The sequence below is a fragment of the Streptomyces sp. NPDC002088 genome (genome assembly GCF_040296605.1).
Classification (GTDB): Bacteria; Actinomycetota; Actinomycetes; order Streptomycetales; family Streptomycetaceae; genus Streptomyces.
In genome coordinates this window covers 38,594-51,823 of record NZ_JBEOXO010000023.1, presented here as the reverse complement: position 1 = coordinate 51,823, position 13,230 = coordinate 38,594, and the positions used below count along the sequence as shown (strand labels likewise).

The following is a 13,230-nucleotide window of genomic DNA, read 5'->3' as shown; positions in this document are numbered from 1 at the left end:
GTCGACCGCACCCCTGGGAGACCCCACCGTGAACGACACCTGGCCCTTTCTGGAGATCCACCAGTCCCGTACGCACGAGCCGACACCGTACGAGTACAAGCTCGCCGCGACCCTGGAGGACGTCTACACCCACGAAGGACACGAACTGTCCGACGTGATCCGCGGCCTCAACGCCCGCCAGGTCCACGCCGCCGACGGCACCCCCTGGACCGAGGAGTCCTTCCGCGCCGAGATGAACCGACTGGGAGCCTGACCATGACGCTGTCGTCCTCCGCCACCGCGGACCACATCTACGCCACCGGCCTGCGCAACCAGTGGCACCCGGTCGTTCCCTCGCACTTCGTCGCCCCCGGTGCCATGCGCAAGGTGACCGCACTGGGCGAGCAGTGGCTGCTCTTCCGCCGCCCCGACGGCACCCTCTCCATGCTCGCCGACCGCTGCCCACACCGCGGCGCCCCGCTCTCCCTCGGTAAACACCTCGGCGACCGCGTCGCCTGTTGGTACCACGGCGTCGAGGTCCAGTCCGACGGCACTGTCTCCTCCGTCCCCGGGCTGCCCGGCTGCAGCCTCGAGGGCAGGCAACTGGTCACCTCCCTGCCCGTACGTGAGGTCGCGGGCGCGATCCTCGCCTACTTCGGAGACGAACGGCACCCCGAGCCCGCCGAACTGACGCTCCCCGACCCGCTGACCGACCCCGAGGTGGACGCCTTCCTGTGCTACGCCGAGTGGGAGACCCCCTGGCGCTACGCAGTGGAGAACCTCCTCGACCCGATGCACGGCGCCTTCCTCCACCACGAGTCGCACACCATGTTCGACGGTGACACGACAGCCAAGTTCCGCATCCGGGAGACCGCACGCGGCTACTTCTTCGAAAAGACCGACCAGCGGGGCGTCAACTTCGACTGGGTGGAGCTGTGTCGCACCGGCGTGGACTGGGTCGACCTGTCCATCCCCTACCCGCCGTCCGCGGGCCCCGGCGGCCCGTTCGGCATCGTCGGCATGGTCTGCCCGGTCGACGAGAAACGCAGCGGCGTCTTCTTCTGGCGCTACCGGCGCGTCCAGGACTGGCAGCGCGCCTCCTGGCGCTTCCTCTACCGCACGCTGATCGAACAGCGCCACTGGGACGTCCTGGAGCAGGACCGCGTGATGCTGGAGTCCATGCCCGTCGACGCCGACCAGCAGGAAAACCTCTACCAGCACGATCTGGGCGTGGTGCGGCTGCGCCGCCTGTACCGCGCGGCGGCCGAGGCCTGAAGCGTGGTGCGCACAAGGCTCGGAGCTGGTCATCTCCTTGATACAGGCGGGGAGTTGAGGGATGAGCGGGTGTAGGTGGAGACGTTCAGCGGGCTGCGGGTGACGCAGTTTGCGCGGCTGCTGAAGCTGGTGCGGGAGTGGGGCGGCATCCGACGCACGGGAGCGCCGGACGGCGCGTGGAACATGGGTGACGGTGGTCAGCGGGTTTGCCGGGGACTGCGGGCGAGGACCGTTACGGGCTGGAGGAACGCAACCTGCCTTATGCGATGGAAATTCCCTCCGCTCCACGGGCCGTCCCGCGGACGGGCGGCCCGTCCAGCCCGCCCACGCGGGCACCGTCCGCCCGGCCGTGCCGCCGTCCGCCCGGCCACGATCACCAGGGGCCGGTCCTGGCGCGAAGGTTTCCGCCCGGGCAAGGGCCGCAGCGGCTTCAAGGGCATGCGTCCGTCACAGTCTGCGGTGGGTCGGCGTACTGCCTTTTCGGGGAACTGCTGGCCGTTCTATCAGTGCAGGTCATACCGGACGGCGCGAGCGGGAGCCGTAGCCACGGGCAGGCGCAGTTCGAAGAGCGCGCCCCCGGACGGCGCCTCGCCCGCGGTGAGCGTGCCGCCGTGGCGCCGCGCCACGTCGCGGGCGATGGCCAGGCCCAGCCCCGCGCCGCCGTCGTCGCGCGTGCGCGCGTCGTCCAGCCGTACGAACCGCTCGAAGATCCGCTCGCGTTCGGCGGCCGGCACACCGCCGCCGTCGTCCGCGACAGTGAGGATGATCCGGTCGCCCTGGCGCTGTACGCGCACGGTGACCTCGGCGCGCGCGTGCCGCTGTGCGTTGTCCAGAAGGTTGCCGATCACCCGGGCCAACTGAGCGCGTGACCCGGCTACTTCGCGCCCTTCGTCGGCGTCGACGGACACCGGCGTGCGGTCGGCGGGGCGGCGCCCCACCTCCTCACGGACCAGCTCGCCCAGGTCGACCCGCCCCTGTCCCGGCCGCTCCCCGGCGTCGAGCCGGGCGAGCAGCAGCAGGTCGGCCGCGAGTTGCTGCAGCCGCTCGGTGTCCTTGACCGCGCCGGGCACGTCCAGCAGTTGCGGGTGCGCCGAGCCGACTTCCAGTTGGGTGCGCAACGAGGCGATGGGGCTGCGCAGTTCGTGCGAGGCGTCGGCGACGAAGCGGCGCTGCCGGTCGACGGCTGCCTCCAGCGCGGTCAGTGTCTCGTTGGTGGTGCGCGCCAGCTGGGCCACCTCGTCGTGCGAGGCGGGTTCCGGCACGCGCCGGGAGAGGTCCTCGGAGGCGGTGATCGCCGCCATCTCCCGCCGGATGCCCTCCACCGGGGTCAGCGCGCGCCGCGTCACCAGCCATGTCACCCCGCCGACGACCAGCAGCACCAGCGGCAGTCCCGCCAGCATGGCCACCCCGGTGCTGCGGACGGCGGTCTCGCGTGCCGCCAGTGAGGCGCCCGCGTGGACGAGCACCGTCCGGCCGCCGAGATCCGTGGCCTTGATGGTGGCGAACCGGTACGGGGCGCTTCGCCCGTCGACCACCGCCCGCCCGGAGCTCTCCTGGACGGTGTCGCTGATGGTCCCGATGGCCGGGTCGTTCGCGGGGGGTGTCGCACTGTCGTCCGTTCCGTGGTCGTCCGCCGTGCTGTCGTCCGTCCCGCTGTCGTCGCTGCCGCGGTCCCGGCCCCTGCCGTGCCCGCCGCCATGGTCGTCGGCCGCCTCGTCATCCCGGCTGGCAACGGGGGTCGGGGTCGGGGCCGGGGAAGCGGACGAGGACAGGGATGGAGCGGCCGGGGAGGTGGCGGTCCGCGGCATGCGCACGGCCGTCACACCGGTGCCACTGATGCTCTCCAGCCCCTGGCCGACCGCCAGCAGCCGCCCCTCCGCGTCCGTCACCTGCACCGGGACCCCCTCCCGCACCCCCTCCGGCAGCGGCAGCCGGGCGCCGCCCCCGCGCCAGGTGGCGACACCGAGGGCGATCCTGCGGGCCATGTCGTTGGCTTCGCTCTGCGCCTGCTCCGTGAGGTTCGTGCGCAGCGACATCAGCACCGCGATCCCGGCGGCCACCAGCGCGACCGTCACCACGGCCGTGGCCCCCAGCACCATCGTGGCCTGGACGGAACCGAACAGCCGCCGCCTCACGGCGTCACCATCCGGTAGCCGGCGCCGCGCACGGTCTGGATCGTGTCCGTGCCGAGCTTGCGGCGCAGCAGCGCCTTCACGCGCGCCACCAGCACGACGTATGAGAACGGCTTCGTCAGGTAGTCGTCGGCCCCGGTGTCCAGGCCCTCCGCCTCGTCGTACTCGCCGTCCTTGGCCGTGAGCATCAGGATCGGCACGTCGCGGCCCGCCGCGCGCAGGGCCGCGCAGACGCGGTAGCCGTTGAGGCCCGGCAGCATGATGTCGAGCACCACCAGGTCGTGGACGCCCTCGGCGGCCAGGTGGAGCCCCTCGTTCCCGTTGTGGACGACGTCCACGGCGAAGCCCTCGGCCCGCAGGCCCTTTGCCAGCGAGAGCGCGAGCCGCTTCTCGTCCTCCACGATCAACAGGCGCATGTGCCCAGCCTCCCAAATGGAACCTGAAGGGATCTTCAGGTGGCTTCAGGTCCCCTTCAGCTTCCCCCCGGCACATTGGCGTCACGGAAACAGGCAGGACACAGACGAGACACAGGCCGGTCAACTGCCCGGCCGAGGAGGCCCATCATGAAGCGCACCGCCACCATCGCCACCGTCTTCGTGGCTGCCGTGCTCGTCGGCGGCGGCAGTTACTCGGCGCTCGCCACCGGCGGCAGCGACCGGCACGGCAGCGGTCCCGAGGACCGGCCGGCGGTGACGGCGTCGCCGTCGCCACCGTCTGTGACGGCCGCCCAGGCGGCAGCCGCCGTGCAGAAGTTGTACCCGGGCACCGTCGCCAAGGTCGACCTCGACGACGACCACCCGGGCTACTGGGAGGTGTACGTCGTCGGAGCCGACCACGTCCGCCGCGAACTCCACGTCGACACCCGCACGGGCGCTGTCACCATGGACCGGCGCGGCGGTGACGACCGCCCAGGGGATGACCACCGTGGCGCCGCGGGCGGCGGTGACGATCGTCCGGGTGACGACCACGGTGTGCACGCCGGCGGGGACGACCACGTCGGTGACGACAACGGCCGCGGTCGTGGCCGGGACCGTGACGGCCACGGCGGTGACGACCGCTGACGGGACGCGACACGACGCGACGGAGCGGGCGGGATGGGCCACGCGTGTCAGCGGTGTGGTCCAGTGTTCGTTTCCGTCGATCCCGGTGGGTAGGCCGCGGAATTCGGTGGCCAACGGGGGCGATGGGGCTCAGACCTCATCGCCCCCTGCGTCCGGGTCCACGTCAGAACCGGCGTGAGCCCCGTGATCGTGCCGCCGGAACTCAGCCTCGGCACGACCGGGAGGCTCAGCGTGAGCGCGTGGCAGAAGTCCGAGATCCACGCGGAGCGTTGAGCCCCGCGCCGCACCTTCGCGTGACCGGTGCGCACGACCGCGTCCGCGGGGCGGACTTCGCTTGGTCCGGCGAGGAAGAGGTAGCCGTCACCTGCGCGGGAGGGCTGCACTGTTCGCGTTCGCTCGGCCCGGCAGGGGGCGCAGAAAATCGGGGGCGATGGACGGGGCGCGCGGGAGTGGGGGACCAGGGGTGGGGGAGTACCTCGCGCTGCGTGTGTGGGAGAGGAGAACGCCGCGCTGACGGCGTGGATGCGGCGCCGGCGGCCCTGGCCGGGCAAAGCCGGGCCAGGGCCGCATGGGTAACGGGGGTTCGTCAGATCAGACGGGCCGTGAAGTACGCCGTGTGGAGGGCGTCGTAGACCCGGCCCGGTACCGCCGCCGAACCGATGGTCGCGACCGGTACCCCGGCCTTGCCGACTTCGTCCGCCAGGGTGCCGGTCGACGGCTCCCGGCCGAGTGCGAGCACCACCGCGTCGGCCTCGACGGCCTGCTCCGCGCCGTCCGCACCGCGCACCCGCACGCCCTTCTCCTCGACCGCGACGACCCCGGAACCGGTCCGCACCTCGACGCCCGCCTCCGCCAGCCGGCCGGGCAGCACCAGCACGTCGTACTTGACCTCGTCCCCGCGCATCAGATGCTCGCCGCGCTCCAGGACGAGGACGGTGGTGCCGGGCAGTTCGGCCAGTCGCAGCGCGGACTCGCAGCCCTGGAAGCCGCCGCCGACCACCACGACCCGGCGCCCCGCCAGGTCCTCGCGCCGGGCCGAGATGTCGCCGGGTCCCAGGACGAGTGCCGCCTCGGCGACCGAGCCGTCGAACGCGCGCTGCGGCGCCCCTGTCGCGACCACGACCTCGTCGAACCCGTCGGTGACCGAGGCGGCGTCCGCGGCCACCGGACGGATCTCGATCCCCCGCCGGGTCACCTCGTGCACCAGGTGCTTCCGCAGCCCGGCGAGGTCCTGCTTCACGGCGGACCCCACGGCGTGGTTCAACGCCCCGCCGAGCTCACCGGGTTCGAAGAGCACGACGGTGTGCCCGCGGTCGTGCAGGGCCGCGGCCGCGCGCAGCCCGGCCGGTCCGCCACCGGCGACGGCCACCCGCTTGGCGGCCGGGGCGGTGCCGAGCGGGAACCGGCCCTCCTCTGCCACCTCGGGGTTGACCGTGCAGCCCACGCTGCGCTTCTGGTCGAGCCCTCGCTCCAGACAGCCGTCGTTGCAGCGGATACACGGCACGATCTCCAGCTGCCGACCCTCTCGCGCCTTGTTGGCCCAGTCGGGGTCGGCCAGCATGGCGCGGCCGAGCGAGACGAAGTCGGCGCTGCCGGAACTCAGGATGTCGTCGGCGATCTCGGGGGTGACCAGCGAGCCCGAGGCGATCACCGGGATCGACACCGCGGGCTTGATCTTCTCCCAGCCCCAGCGGTGCGGCTGCCGCGGCATGTACCAGGAGCTGGCCTCCCATTCCTGCTTGGCGTGGTGCCCGCCCGAGGCGTGGATGACGTCGACCCGGTGCTGCTCCAGCAGTCGGCACAGTTCCACGGTCTCGTCGATCACGATGCCGTCCGGCTCGTAGTCGCTCACCGAGAGCCGCACACTCAGCGGGAAGCTGCGTGGCACATGGGCGCGCACGCTGTCGACGATCTCCAGCAGGATCCGCGTGCGGTTCTCGAAGGAGCCGCCGTACTCGTCGGTGCGGTCGTTGGTGTGCGGGGACAGGAAGTTCGTGATCATGTAGCCGTGGCCGGCGTGGATCTCGACCAGATTGAACCGCGCCGCGTAGGCGCGCGCTGCCGCCTCACCGAAGCTGCGCACCACCCCGGCGATCTCGTCGACCGTCAGCGGCGTGGGGACCACGCCGAACGGCATCTCGGCCACGTCCCAGGACGAGGACGACGCGGACTTCATCGGGCTGGTGCCCAGGAAGCGCTGTCGCCCTGCGTGCACCAGCTGCAGCCCGATCGCGGCGCCGGTCGAGCGGACCTCGTCGGCGAGCCAGCCGAGCCCGGGGACGTGGTTCTGGTTGCTCGCCCCGGGCTGGCCGTGGATGGACTTGCTGGCGTCGTCGTCGACGTAGGTGTACTCGACCATGACGAGGCCGGTACCACCCTCGCCGAGCCGCCGGTAATGGTTCACCGTGCGCTGGCTCACCGTGCCGTCGGGGTTGCACGTGGCGGTCGTGTTCGGGGACTTGACGACGCGGTTGCGCACCGTCAGGTCCCCTATGGTGCCGGGGCGGAACAGGCTGTCGAAAGCCATCGGTACCTCTCCTGTGACGTCGGGCAGTTGGTCGGACAGGCTTTGAGAGGCCCTCCGACAGATGTTGGGAAAGATCAGGAACGTCCGGGGACGAGACTCGCCGTGGCGCAGGCGTCGCAGACCGGTGCACAGCCCGCGGCCGGCTCACGGTCCATCTCCAGGACCACGTACGCCTTCTCGCAGCGGTGGCATTCGGCCCAGGTGGCGTCCGGGTCCGCCACCTCCGTGCGCGGGTCGCCGGCGGCCGGCCTCGCCGCCGGGCGCAGCTTCACCACGACCGTGTACAGGGCCGCGCTGACCACCAGCGCGACCAACTGCGCGGTGCCGGCGAGCGCCGCGGGTACGCCGGGTGCCTCGACGAGGTAGATGCCGACGGCTGAGGCGAGCACCCACACCCCCAGTCCCCAGGTGACCCTGGGCAGGCGCAGCGCGCGGAACTCCGGCCCCGCGATGCGGTCCTCGGGCACCAGCGCGAAGTGCGTCAGCGCGACCCCGGCCCAGCTGACCAGGAACACGCCCTGCCAGGTCAGCGCGTTCTGCAGGTAGCTGAACACATCGGTGAGCATCAGCAGGAACACCACGACTGTGGTGGCGGCGACCAGCAGCGGACGGCCGAGTCTGATGCCGCAGAGGTTGTTGATCAGGCGCCCCCAGTTCGCGGAGGCCTGGTAGTAGTTCAGGCTGTTGATCCGGGCCTGTGAGACCACGATCAGGATCAGACCGAACACGCCGAGGCTCGCCAGGATCGCCTGTACCACGCCGGTCTCTGCGGTGGGCTGGTCCGGTATCGCCGCGCGGACCAGGAAGATGCCGACAGCGCCGTTCACCGCGAACAGCCAGATGTAGAACACCCAGCCGAAGGTGACGTTGCGGTGGAATCCGTCGTCCTCGACCTTGGCGAACCGCGCGAAGTCCACCGTGGTGGGCATGCACAGATAGATGCCCATGTAGAGGACTGTGCCCAGCAGCCAGCCCGGCAGGGCCCGCGCCTCGGGCGGGATCACACCGTCGAAGGAGAGCCAGTTCGAGCTCTCCGGGAAGCGCACGGCGGCAGCCACGACCGCGGCGATGATGCCGATGACGTAGAGCGGCAGCAGGATGCCGTTGAGCCGTGCCATCCAGGTCTGCACGCCGCCGAGCATCAGCGGCAGCATGACGACCGCGATGATCGCGTACCAGATTCGGATGTCCCAGTTCGGGGTGTAGTGGCCGAACGCGACAGCGAGCGTACTGCTCTCGAAGACCGCGTAATACGTGGTGTTGGCCGCGATGAGCAACGCGGTGAGCGAGGCGCCCAGCACCCCGAACATCCGGCGTGAGAGCAGGGTGCTGTTGAGGCCGCTGCGCAGGCCCCACCGGGTGAACACGGCGTTGATCAGTGAGTAGGTCACGACCGAGACGCCGATGGCGATCAGCGCGTCGACAGTTCCGTACAGGCTGGCCGCCAGTGCGCCGTAGAACAGCCAGACCATCGCACTGAGCAGGGACCAGTACGACATCGTCAGCTGCCAGCGCCCGACACGCGCGGTCAGCGGAACCACGTGGTTGCTGTAGTCGTCGGCCTGCTGCTCGGCCACGACGGCGGGATCGTCGGTGGACCTGGTCCGCAGCGGGCAGGCGGGAACTTCCTGGGCTAGCGACATGGTCGCTCCATGGGAGAGGAGTCCGGGGGAAGGTGCACACGAAAGTGCATGCAGAAATGAATACTTCGCGCCATCCTGATATCTCGTCAATGACCGTGCAGAGGAATTTCCCTGCCCGAAACACGCCCCGACCAGGGAAAACGTACGCCTGAGCGGCGGCGTGCGGGCATGCTGAAGGGCCGCCCGGCCGATCGGGAGACCTGGCAGTTCAACGGCAGCAGCGGCTACTGCAGCAGCCTTGTGGTTGGGGCCGCCCCAGTAGCTGTACGGCCCTTGGGGCGGCCTTCGCGCTCTCCGATGCCAGGGGTTGGTCTCCGGTGCCGGGGGTTCGGACGGTGGGCCGCTGTGACGCGGCCGTCAGCCGCGCCCCACGGCTGCGTCGGCCCGCTCGACGGCTTCAGCCGTCAGCGAGCGGCCGCCGGCGGGGCTGCCGATGCCGCGGATCCCGAAACCGCTGTCCGCCCACAGGCATTCGCCGGTCACCACTCGTGCGCTGTCGGATGCCAGGAAGGCGAACACGTCGGCGTAGTCGGCCGGTTCGGGGATGAAACCCAGGGGGATGACCTCCTCCGCACCTGGCAGCACCGCGTCGATCGGCTGCTGGTCGAGCGTGTGCAGGCCCTCCATTCGGGTGCGGGCCACTCCGATGGCGACTCCGTTGACCCGGATGTGCGGGGCCAGTTCCCAGGCGAGTTGACGCACGATGCCGAGGTTGGCGTGCTTGCTGGAGACGTACAGGGCGCCGTCGTCCACTGCGCGGTAGCTGGCGAGCGAGCACGAGAAGATCATGCTGCCTCCGGTGCGCAGCAGCGGTGCGAGTGCGGCGCGCGCGCCCAGCAGGTAGCCCTTGACGTTGATGGCGAAGATCTCGTCGATGGCCGTCTCCAGGCGGTCCAGCGGGATGCCGGCCAGCGGCAGGTTGCCGGCGCCCACCCCGGCGTTGCCGACGAACACGTCGAGTCGGCCGAATCGGGCCACGGTCTCGTCGACTGCCCTGCGGTTGTCGGCGAGCACCTCGACAGAGCCCGCGACGCCGTGCACGTCGTCGCCGAGCTCGGCGCACAGCTTGGCCAGGCGATCGGCATCGCGGTCAAGGATGCCCACCTTGGCTCCGGCCCGCACATAGCCTTCGACGACGGCGCGGCCGACACCGGCGGCACCACCGGTCACCAGTGCGACCTTGCCGCTGAGATTCTCCATTGGGTTCTCCTGGTCTGCTTCGTCTGCTTCGTCTGCTTCGTTGTACGGCGGGTGGCTCACGCGGTGACCGCGCCGCCGTTGATGTCGATCACCGCACCGGTGGTGAAGGCACCCGCGTCCGAGGCGAGGAAAGGGACCACCGCGGCGATTTCGTCCGGCCGGCCCAGACGGCCGACCGGGATGCGGCTGCTCAGCGACTCCTCCCCGACGCCCTCGTCGGCGGCGGCGAAGTAGTCCAGCAGGTGCTCGGTCGCCACGGTGCCCGGATTGACCACGTTCGCTGTTACGCCGTACCGCGCCACCTCGACGGCCAGTTGCCGGGTGAAGCCGACCAGTCCGGACTTGGCGGCGACGTAGCCGATCGCGTTGTCCGGCTGCGGCGCGGTGGCCACCACCGACCCGATGTTGATGATGCGGCCCCATCGGCGCTGCACCATGCCCGGCAACACCGCCTGGCACAGCAGGAAGGGCACAGTGAGGTTGAGTGCGATCTGCTCGTCCCACTCGTCGGCGGTGGACTGCAGCGCGGTGACCGGGCGGGTGAAGCCTCCGGCATTGTTGACCAGGATGTCGACCGCTCCGGCGGTGCGCAGCAGTTGTTCGCGCCCGGCCTGAGTGGTCAAGTCGCCGACGCAGCCCACTGGCTTCCCACGGCCACGCCTTCCCAACTGCTCGACCTGCGCATCCACTTGAGCCGCGTCGCGTCCGCACACCACGACGGTGGCGCCGTGGTCCAGCAGGGCCGCGGCGATCGCCGCGCCGATACCGCGCCGGGCTCCGGTGACTACCGCTGTGCGCCCGGTCAAATCGAATGCGAGCGGGGCCACCGGGGCGGGCACGGTGCCGACAGTGCCGGTCATGCCGCGCTCCCGGACACGACCCGGCCGCCGGGCCGGTTGACACCGCGGATGCCCAGACCGCTGTCGGCGACCACCAGGCTTCCGGTCATCACGCCGGACAGCTCGGAGGAAGCGAGCAGGGTGAACACACCGTTGTAGGCGTCCGCGCCGGCGACGTGCTGGAGCGGCAGCATGTCCCGGGTACCTTCCAGTACCGAGTCGGTCGCGCCCTGGCCCAGCGACGCGGTGCCGCGCAGCCGGGTCGGCGCGACGCCCGGCGCCACGCCGTTGACCCTTACGTCCGGGGCCAGTTCGTAGGCGAGCTGGCGTACCAGGCCGAGCACCGCGTGCTTGGACGCGGTGTAGAGCGCGCCACCGCCGGCCGCGTTGGCGCTGGCGAAGGAACCGGTGAGGATGACGCAGCCCTGCGAGGCGATCAGATCGTCCAATACCGCGCGTACGCCGAGCATGGGGGCGAGAACGTTCACCCCGAACAGCTCGGTGAAGGCGCCGGGCAGCTGCGCGCCGTCGATCTGCTCCAGTGCGCGTGCGCCGTCGGTGATCCCGGCGTTGCCGACGAACACGTCGATACGGCCCCAGGCATCGCGTGCGGCGGCGGCCGCGGCCTGGTTGCCTTCCCAGGTCGAGACGTCGGCCACCACCGGCAGCACGGCGTCACCCAGTTCATCGGGCAGCGTGCGCACCTGCTCGGAGACGTCGACGGCGACCACCCGCGCACCCTGCGTGACATATTCGCCGACCACTGCGCGGCCGATGCCGGATCCGGCACCGGTGAGCACGACGACCTTCCCGTCCAGTACACCCATGTCTTTCCCATTCCTGTTCAATGGCCGATCGGTGGATCGGCCGCTCCATTTGCCCGGCCGGGCACCGCAGCGCGGGCCGGGCCGAGCCCACCAGCGGCTGGTGGACCCCGTGACCCGACGTACCGTCAGGCAGTTGTGTGATCGCCCGTCGCCGCGGCGCTCAGCACGACGTGCTCGCTGAGCCGATCGCCGTGCAGCTCCTCGGCAACCCGTCCGCCGCGGAAGACCAGTACGCGGTCGCACATATGCGCAAGGTCCTTGTGCTCGGCGCTGACCAGCAGTACCCCGATGCCCCGGGCCGCGGCCAGTTGGATCTGTTCGAGGATCTGCCGCCGTGCGCCCACGTCGACACCCTGGGTGGGTTCGTGCAGCAACATCACCCGGGGGTCCGTCGCGAACCACTTGGCCAGCAGCGCCTTCTGCTGGTTGCCGCCGCTGAGAGTGCCCAGCAGCGCGTCCGGGTTGGCCGGGCGGACGTCGTACAGGGCGATGTCACGCTCGGCCGCGGTCCGCCTGGAGCGGATTCCCACGCCGAGGGCGGTGCGGTGCTTGCGCAGGCTGGCCACGGTCATGTTGTCCGTCACCGTCAACTCCGCGACGGCGCTGTCACGTACTCGGTTGGCAGGCAGCAGCGCCATGCCGGCGGCTGCCGAACGGCGCGGGTTCATCTGCCGCAGGTCGTACTCGCGCCCGGCGACCCGGATGGTGCCGATGGTGCCCGTGGCCGCGCCGAACAGCTGGTAGGGGATCTCCTCCCAGCCGGATCCGACGAGCCCGGTGACGCCGACGATCTCCCCGGCGCGCAGCTCCAGGTCGAACGCGCCGGTGCCGGCTTCGCCGCCGTCGTCGGCCCCGTCTCCGGTACGCATGCCGCGCACCTCGAGAACGGGTGCGCCCAAGGTGCGCTCGACAAGCGGATACTGGCCGTCCAGCTGGGTGCCGATCATCATCTCCACGATGTCGTCCTCGGTGAGCCCGGCAACCGCGGAACGGCCGACCAGGTGCCCGTCGCGCAGTACCGAAAGCCGGTCGGCGACGGCGAGCACCTCGTCGAGGTGGTGGGTGACGAAGACGACGGCAAGGCCTTCGCGGGCCAGCTGACGGATCATTTCCAGCAGCCGCTCGATGCCGTCCCGGGGCAGGTACGCCGTGGGTTCGTCGAGGACGAGCACACCGTCGGACACACCCCGCAGCTCGTCGGTGGCGCGTACGAGGGCCAGCATGGCCCTGTCGACCGGGTGCAGGCCGGCGACCAGCGTGTCCGGCTCGAGGGACAACCCGAGCCGGGCCATGCTCTCGCGGGCGCGCCGGCGCTCGTGCTTCCACGAAATCAGCCGCCCGCGGCCGCGCGGGGTACCGGCGACGAGGTTCTCCAACACGGTCGCGGCTTCGACCAGGCCGAGGTCCTGATGGACGAAGGCCATACCGCGCGGGCGCGGCCCATGGCCGGTGAGCGGTCGGCCGCCGAGTTCTATCTCGCCGCCTCGGTCGCACGGCTGGTAGCCGGAGAGAATCTTCAGAAAGGTGCTCTTGCCGGATCCGTTCTGCCCGACCAGGGCGTGCACCTCGCCGGGCTGTACGTCGAAGTCGAAGCCGCTGAGCACCCGGGTGCCGCCGAAGGTCTTGGAGACGTTGCGGACTCCCAGGGCGGCCGGGCGGGTGTCCGGTGCCTCGCTGCCTGAGCCTCCCGTGCGCATACCCGGGGCCGGCTCAGCGGTGTTGCTGCTGCTGTGCGGTGCCATGTCTG

General features: G+C 70.9%; 10 protein-coding genes and 1 pseudogene. 3 read left to right on the top strand and 8 right to left on the bottom strand.

Annotated features, from left to right (window positions below; genetic code table 11):
- The first annotated feature begins 28 nt into the window (after window positions 1-28).
- Both ABT114_RS36780 and ABT114_RS36775 read left to right on the top strand, forming a co-directional pair.
- Window positions 29-253, top strand: a complete 225-nt coding sequence (locus ABT114_RS36780) for a recombinase-like helix-turn-helix domain-containing protein (RefSeq protein WP_351147541.1) — start codon at window positions 29-31, stop codon at window positions 251-253.
- A gap of 2 nt (window positions 254-255) precedes the next feature.
- Complete coding sequence (locus ABT114_RS36775) at window positions 256-1,254, top strand: Rieske 2Fe-2S domain-containing protein (protein WP_351147539.1); 999 nt, start codon at window positions 256-258, stop codon at window positions 1,252-1,254.
- Between the two features lie 503 nt (window positions 1,255-1,757).
- Here ABT114_RS36775 and ABT114_RS36770 read toward each other — a convergent pair.
- Window positions 1,758-3,353: a sensor histidine kinase gene (locus ABT114_RS36770; RefSeq protein ID WP_351147813.1), complete on the bottom strand. Its 1,596-nt coding sequence runs from the start codon at window positions 3,351-3,353 to the stop codon at window positions 1,758-1,760.
- Between the two features lie 86 nt (window positions 3,354-3,439).
- Window positions 3,440-3,802, bottom strand: a pseudogene (locus ABT114_RS36765) (response regulator); the annotation flags it as partial.
- 147 nt (window positions 3,803-3,949) lie between these two features.
- On the opposite strand from ABT114_RS36765, the gene ABT114_RS36760 reads away from it, so the two are divergent.
- A complete protein-coding gene (locus tag ABT114_RS36760) occupies window positions 3,950-4,447 on the top strand; it encodes a PepSY domain-containing protein (protein ID WP_351147537.1) in 498 nt (165 codons plus the stop codon).
- 586 nt (window positions 4,448-5,033) lie between these two features.
- Here the strand turns inward: ABT114_RS36760 and ABT114_RS36755 are convergent.
- From ABT114_RS36755 to ABT114_RS36730, 6 genes are all read right to left on the bottom strand, one after another.
- On the bottom strand, window positions 5,034-6,974 hold the full coding sequence (locus ABT114_RS36755; RefSeq protein WP_351147535.1) for an oxidoreductase: 1,941 nt from the start codon (window positions 6,972-6,974) through the stop codon (window positions 5,034-5,036).
- A gap of 74 nt (window positions 6,975-7,048) precedes the next feature.
- Entirely contained in the window at window positions 7,049-8,617 is a 1,569-nt protein-coding gene (locus ABT114_RS36750) for a purine-cytosine permease family protein (RefSeq protein ID WP_351147533.1), read from the bottom strand.
- 357 nt (window positions 8,618-8,974) lie between these two features.
- Entirely contained in the window at window positions 8,975-9,817 is an 843-nt protein-coding gene (locus ABT114_RS36745) for an SDR family oxidoreductase (RefSeq protein WP_351147531.1), read from the bottom strand.
- Window positions 9,818-9,873: 56 nt separating this feature from the next.
- The gene (locus ABT114_RS36740; protein ID WP_351147529.1) at window positions 9,874-10,677 is read right to left on the bottom strand and encodes an SDR family NAD(P)-dependent oxidoreductase; all 804 of its coding nucleotides are present in this window, start codon (window positions 10,675-10,677) and stop codon (window positions 9,874-9,876) included.
- Entirely contained in the window at window positions 10,674-11,483 is an 810-nt protein-coding gene (locus tag ABT114_RS36735; RefSeq protein ID WP_351147527.1) for an SDR family NAD(P)-dependent oxidoreductase, read from the bottom strand. The genes ABT114_RS36740 and ABT114_RS36735 overlap by 4 nt, the downstream gene beginning before the upstream one ends.
- A gap of 125 nt (window positions 11,484-11,608) precedes the next feature.
- A complete protein-coding gene (locus ABT114_RS36730) occupies window positions 11,609-13,225 on the bottom strand; it encodes a sugar ABC transporter ATP-binding protein (RefSeq protein ID WP_351147525.1) in 1,617 nt (538 codons plus the stop codon).
- Between the last annotated feature and the right edge of the window lie 5 nt (window positions 13,226-13,230).

Excerpts from the sequence above, each read along its gene's own strand:
- ABT114_RS36775 (WP_351147539.1), top strand. The coding sequence starts at position 256 with ATGACGCTGTCGTCCTCCGCCACCGCGGACCACATCTACGCCACCGGC.
- ABT114_RS36770 (WP_351147813.1), bottom strand. The coding sequence starts at position 3,353 with ATGGTGCTGGGGGCCACGGCCGTGGTGACGGTCGCGCTGGTGGCCGCC.
- ABT114_RS36760 (WP_351147537.1), top strand. The coding sequence starts at position 3,950 with ATGAAGCGCACCGCCACCATCGCCACCGTCTTCGTGGCTGCCGTGCTC.
- ABT114_RS36755 (WP_351147535.1), bottom strand. The coding sequence starts at position 6,974 with ATGGCTTTCGACAGCCTGTTCCGCCCCGGCACCATAGGGGACCTGACG.
- ABT114_RS36750 (WP_351147533.1), bottom strand. The coding sequence starts at position 8,617 with ATGTCGCTAGCCCAGGAAGTTCCCGCCTGCCCGCTGCGGACCAGGTCC.
- ABT114_RS36745 (WP_351147531.1), bottom strand. The coding sequence starts at position 9,817 with ATGGAGAATCTCAGCGGCAAGGTCGCACTGGTGACCGGTGGTGCCGCC.
- ABT114_RS36740 (WP_351147529.1), bottom strand. The coding sequence starts at position 10,677 with ATGACCGGCACTGTCGGCACCGTGCCCGCCCCGGTGGCCCCGCTCGCA.
- ABT114_RS36735 (WP_351147527.1), bottom strand. The coding sequence starts at position 11,483 with ATGGGTGTACTGGACGGGAAGGTCGTCGTGCTCACCGGTGCCGGATCC.
- ABT114_RS36730 (WP_351147525.1), bottom strand. The coding sequence starts at position 13,225 with ATGGCACCGCACAGCAGCAGCAACACCGCTGAGCCGGCCCCGGGTATG.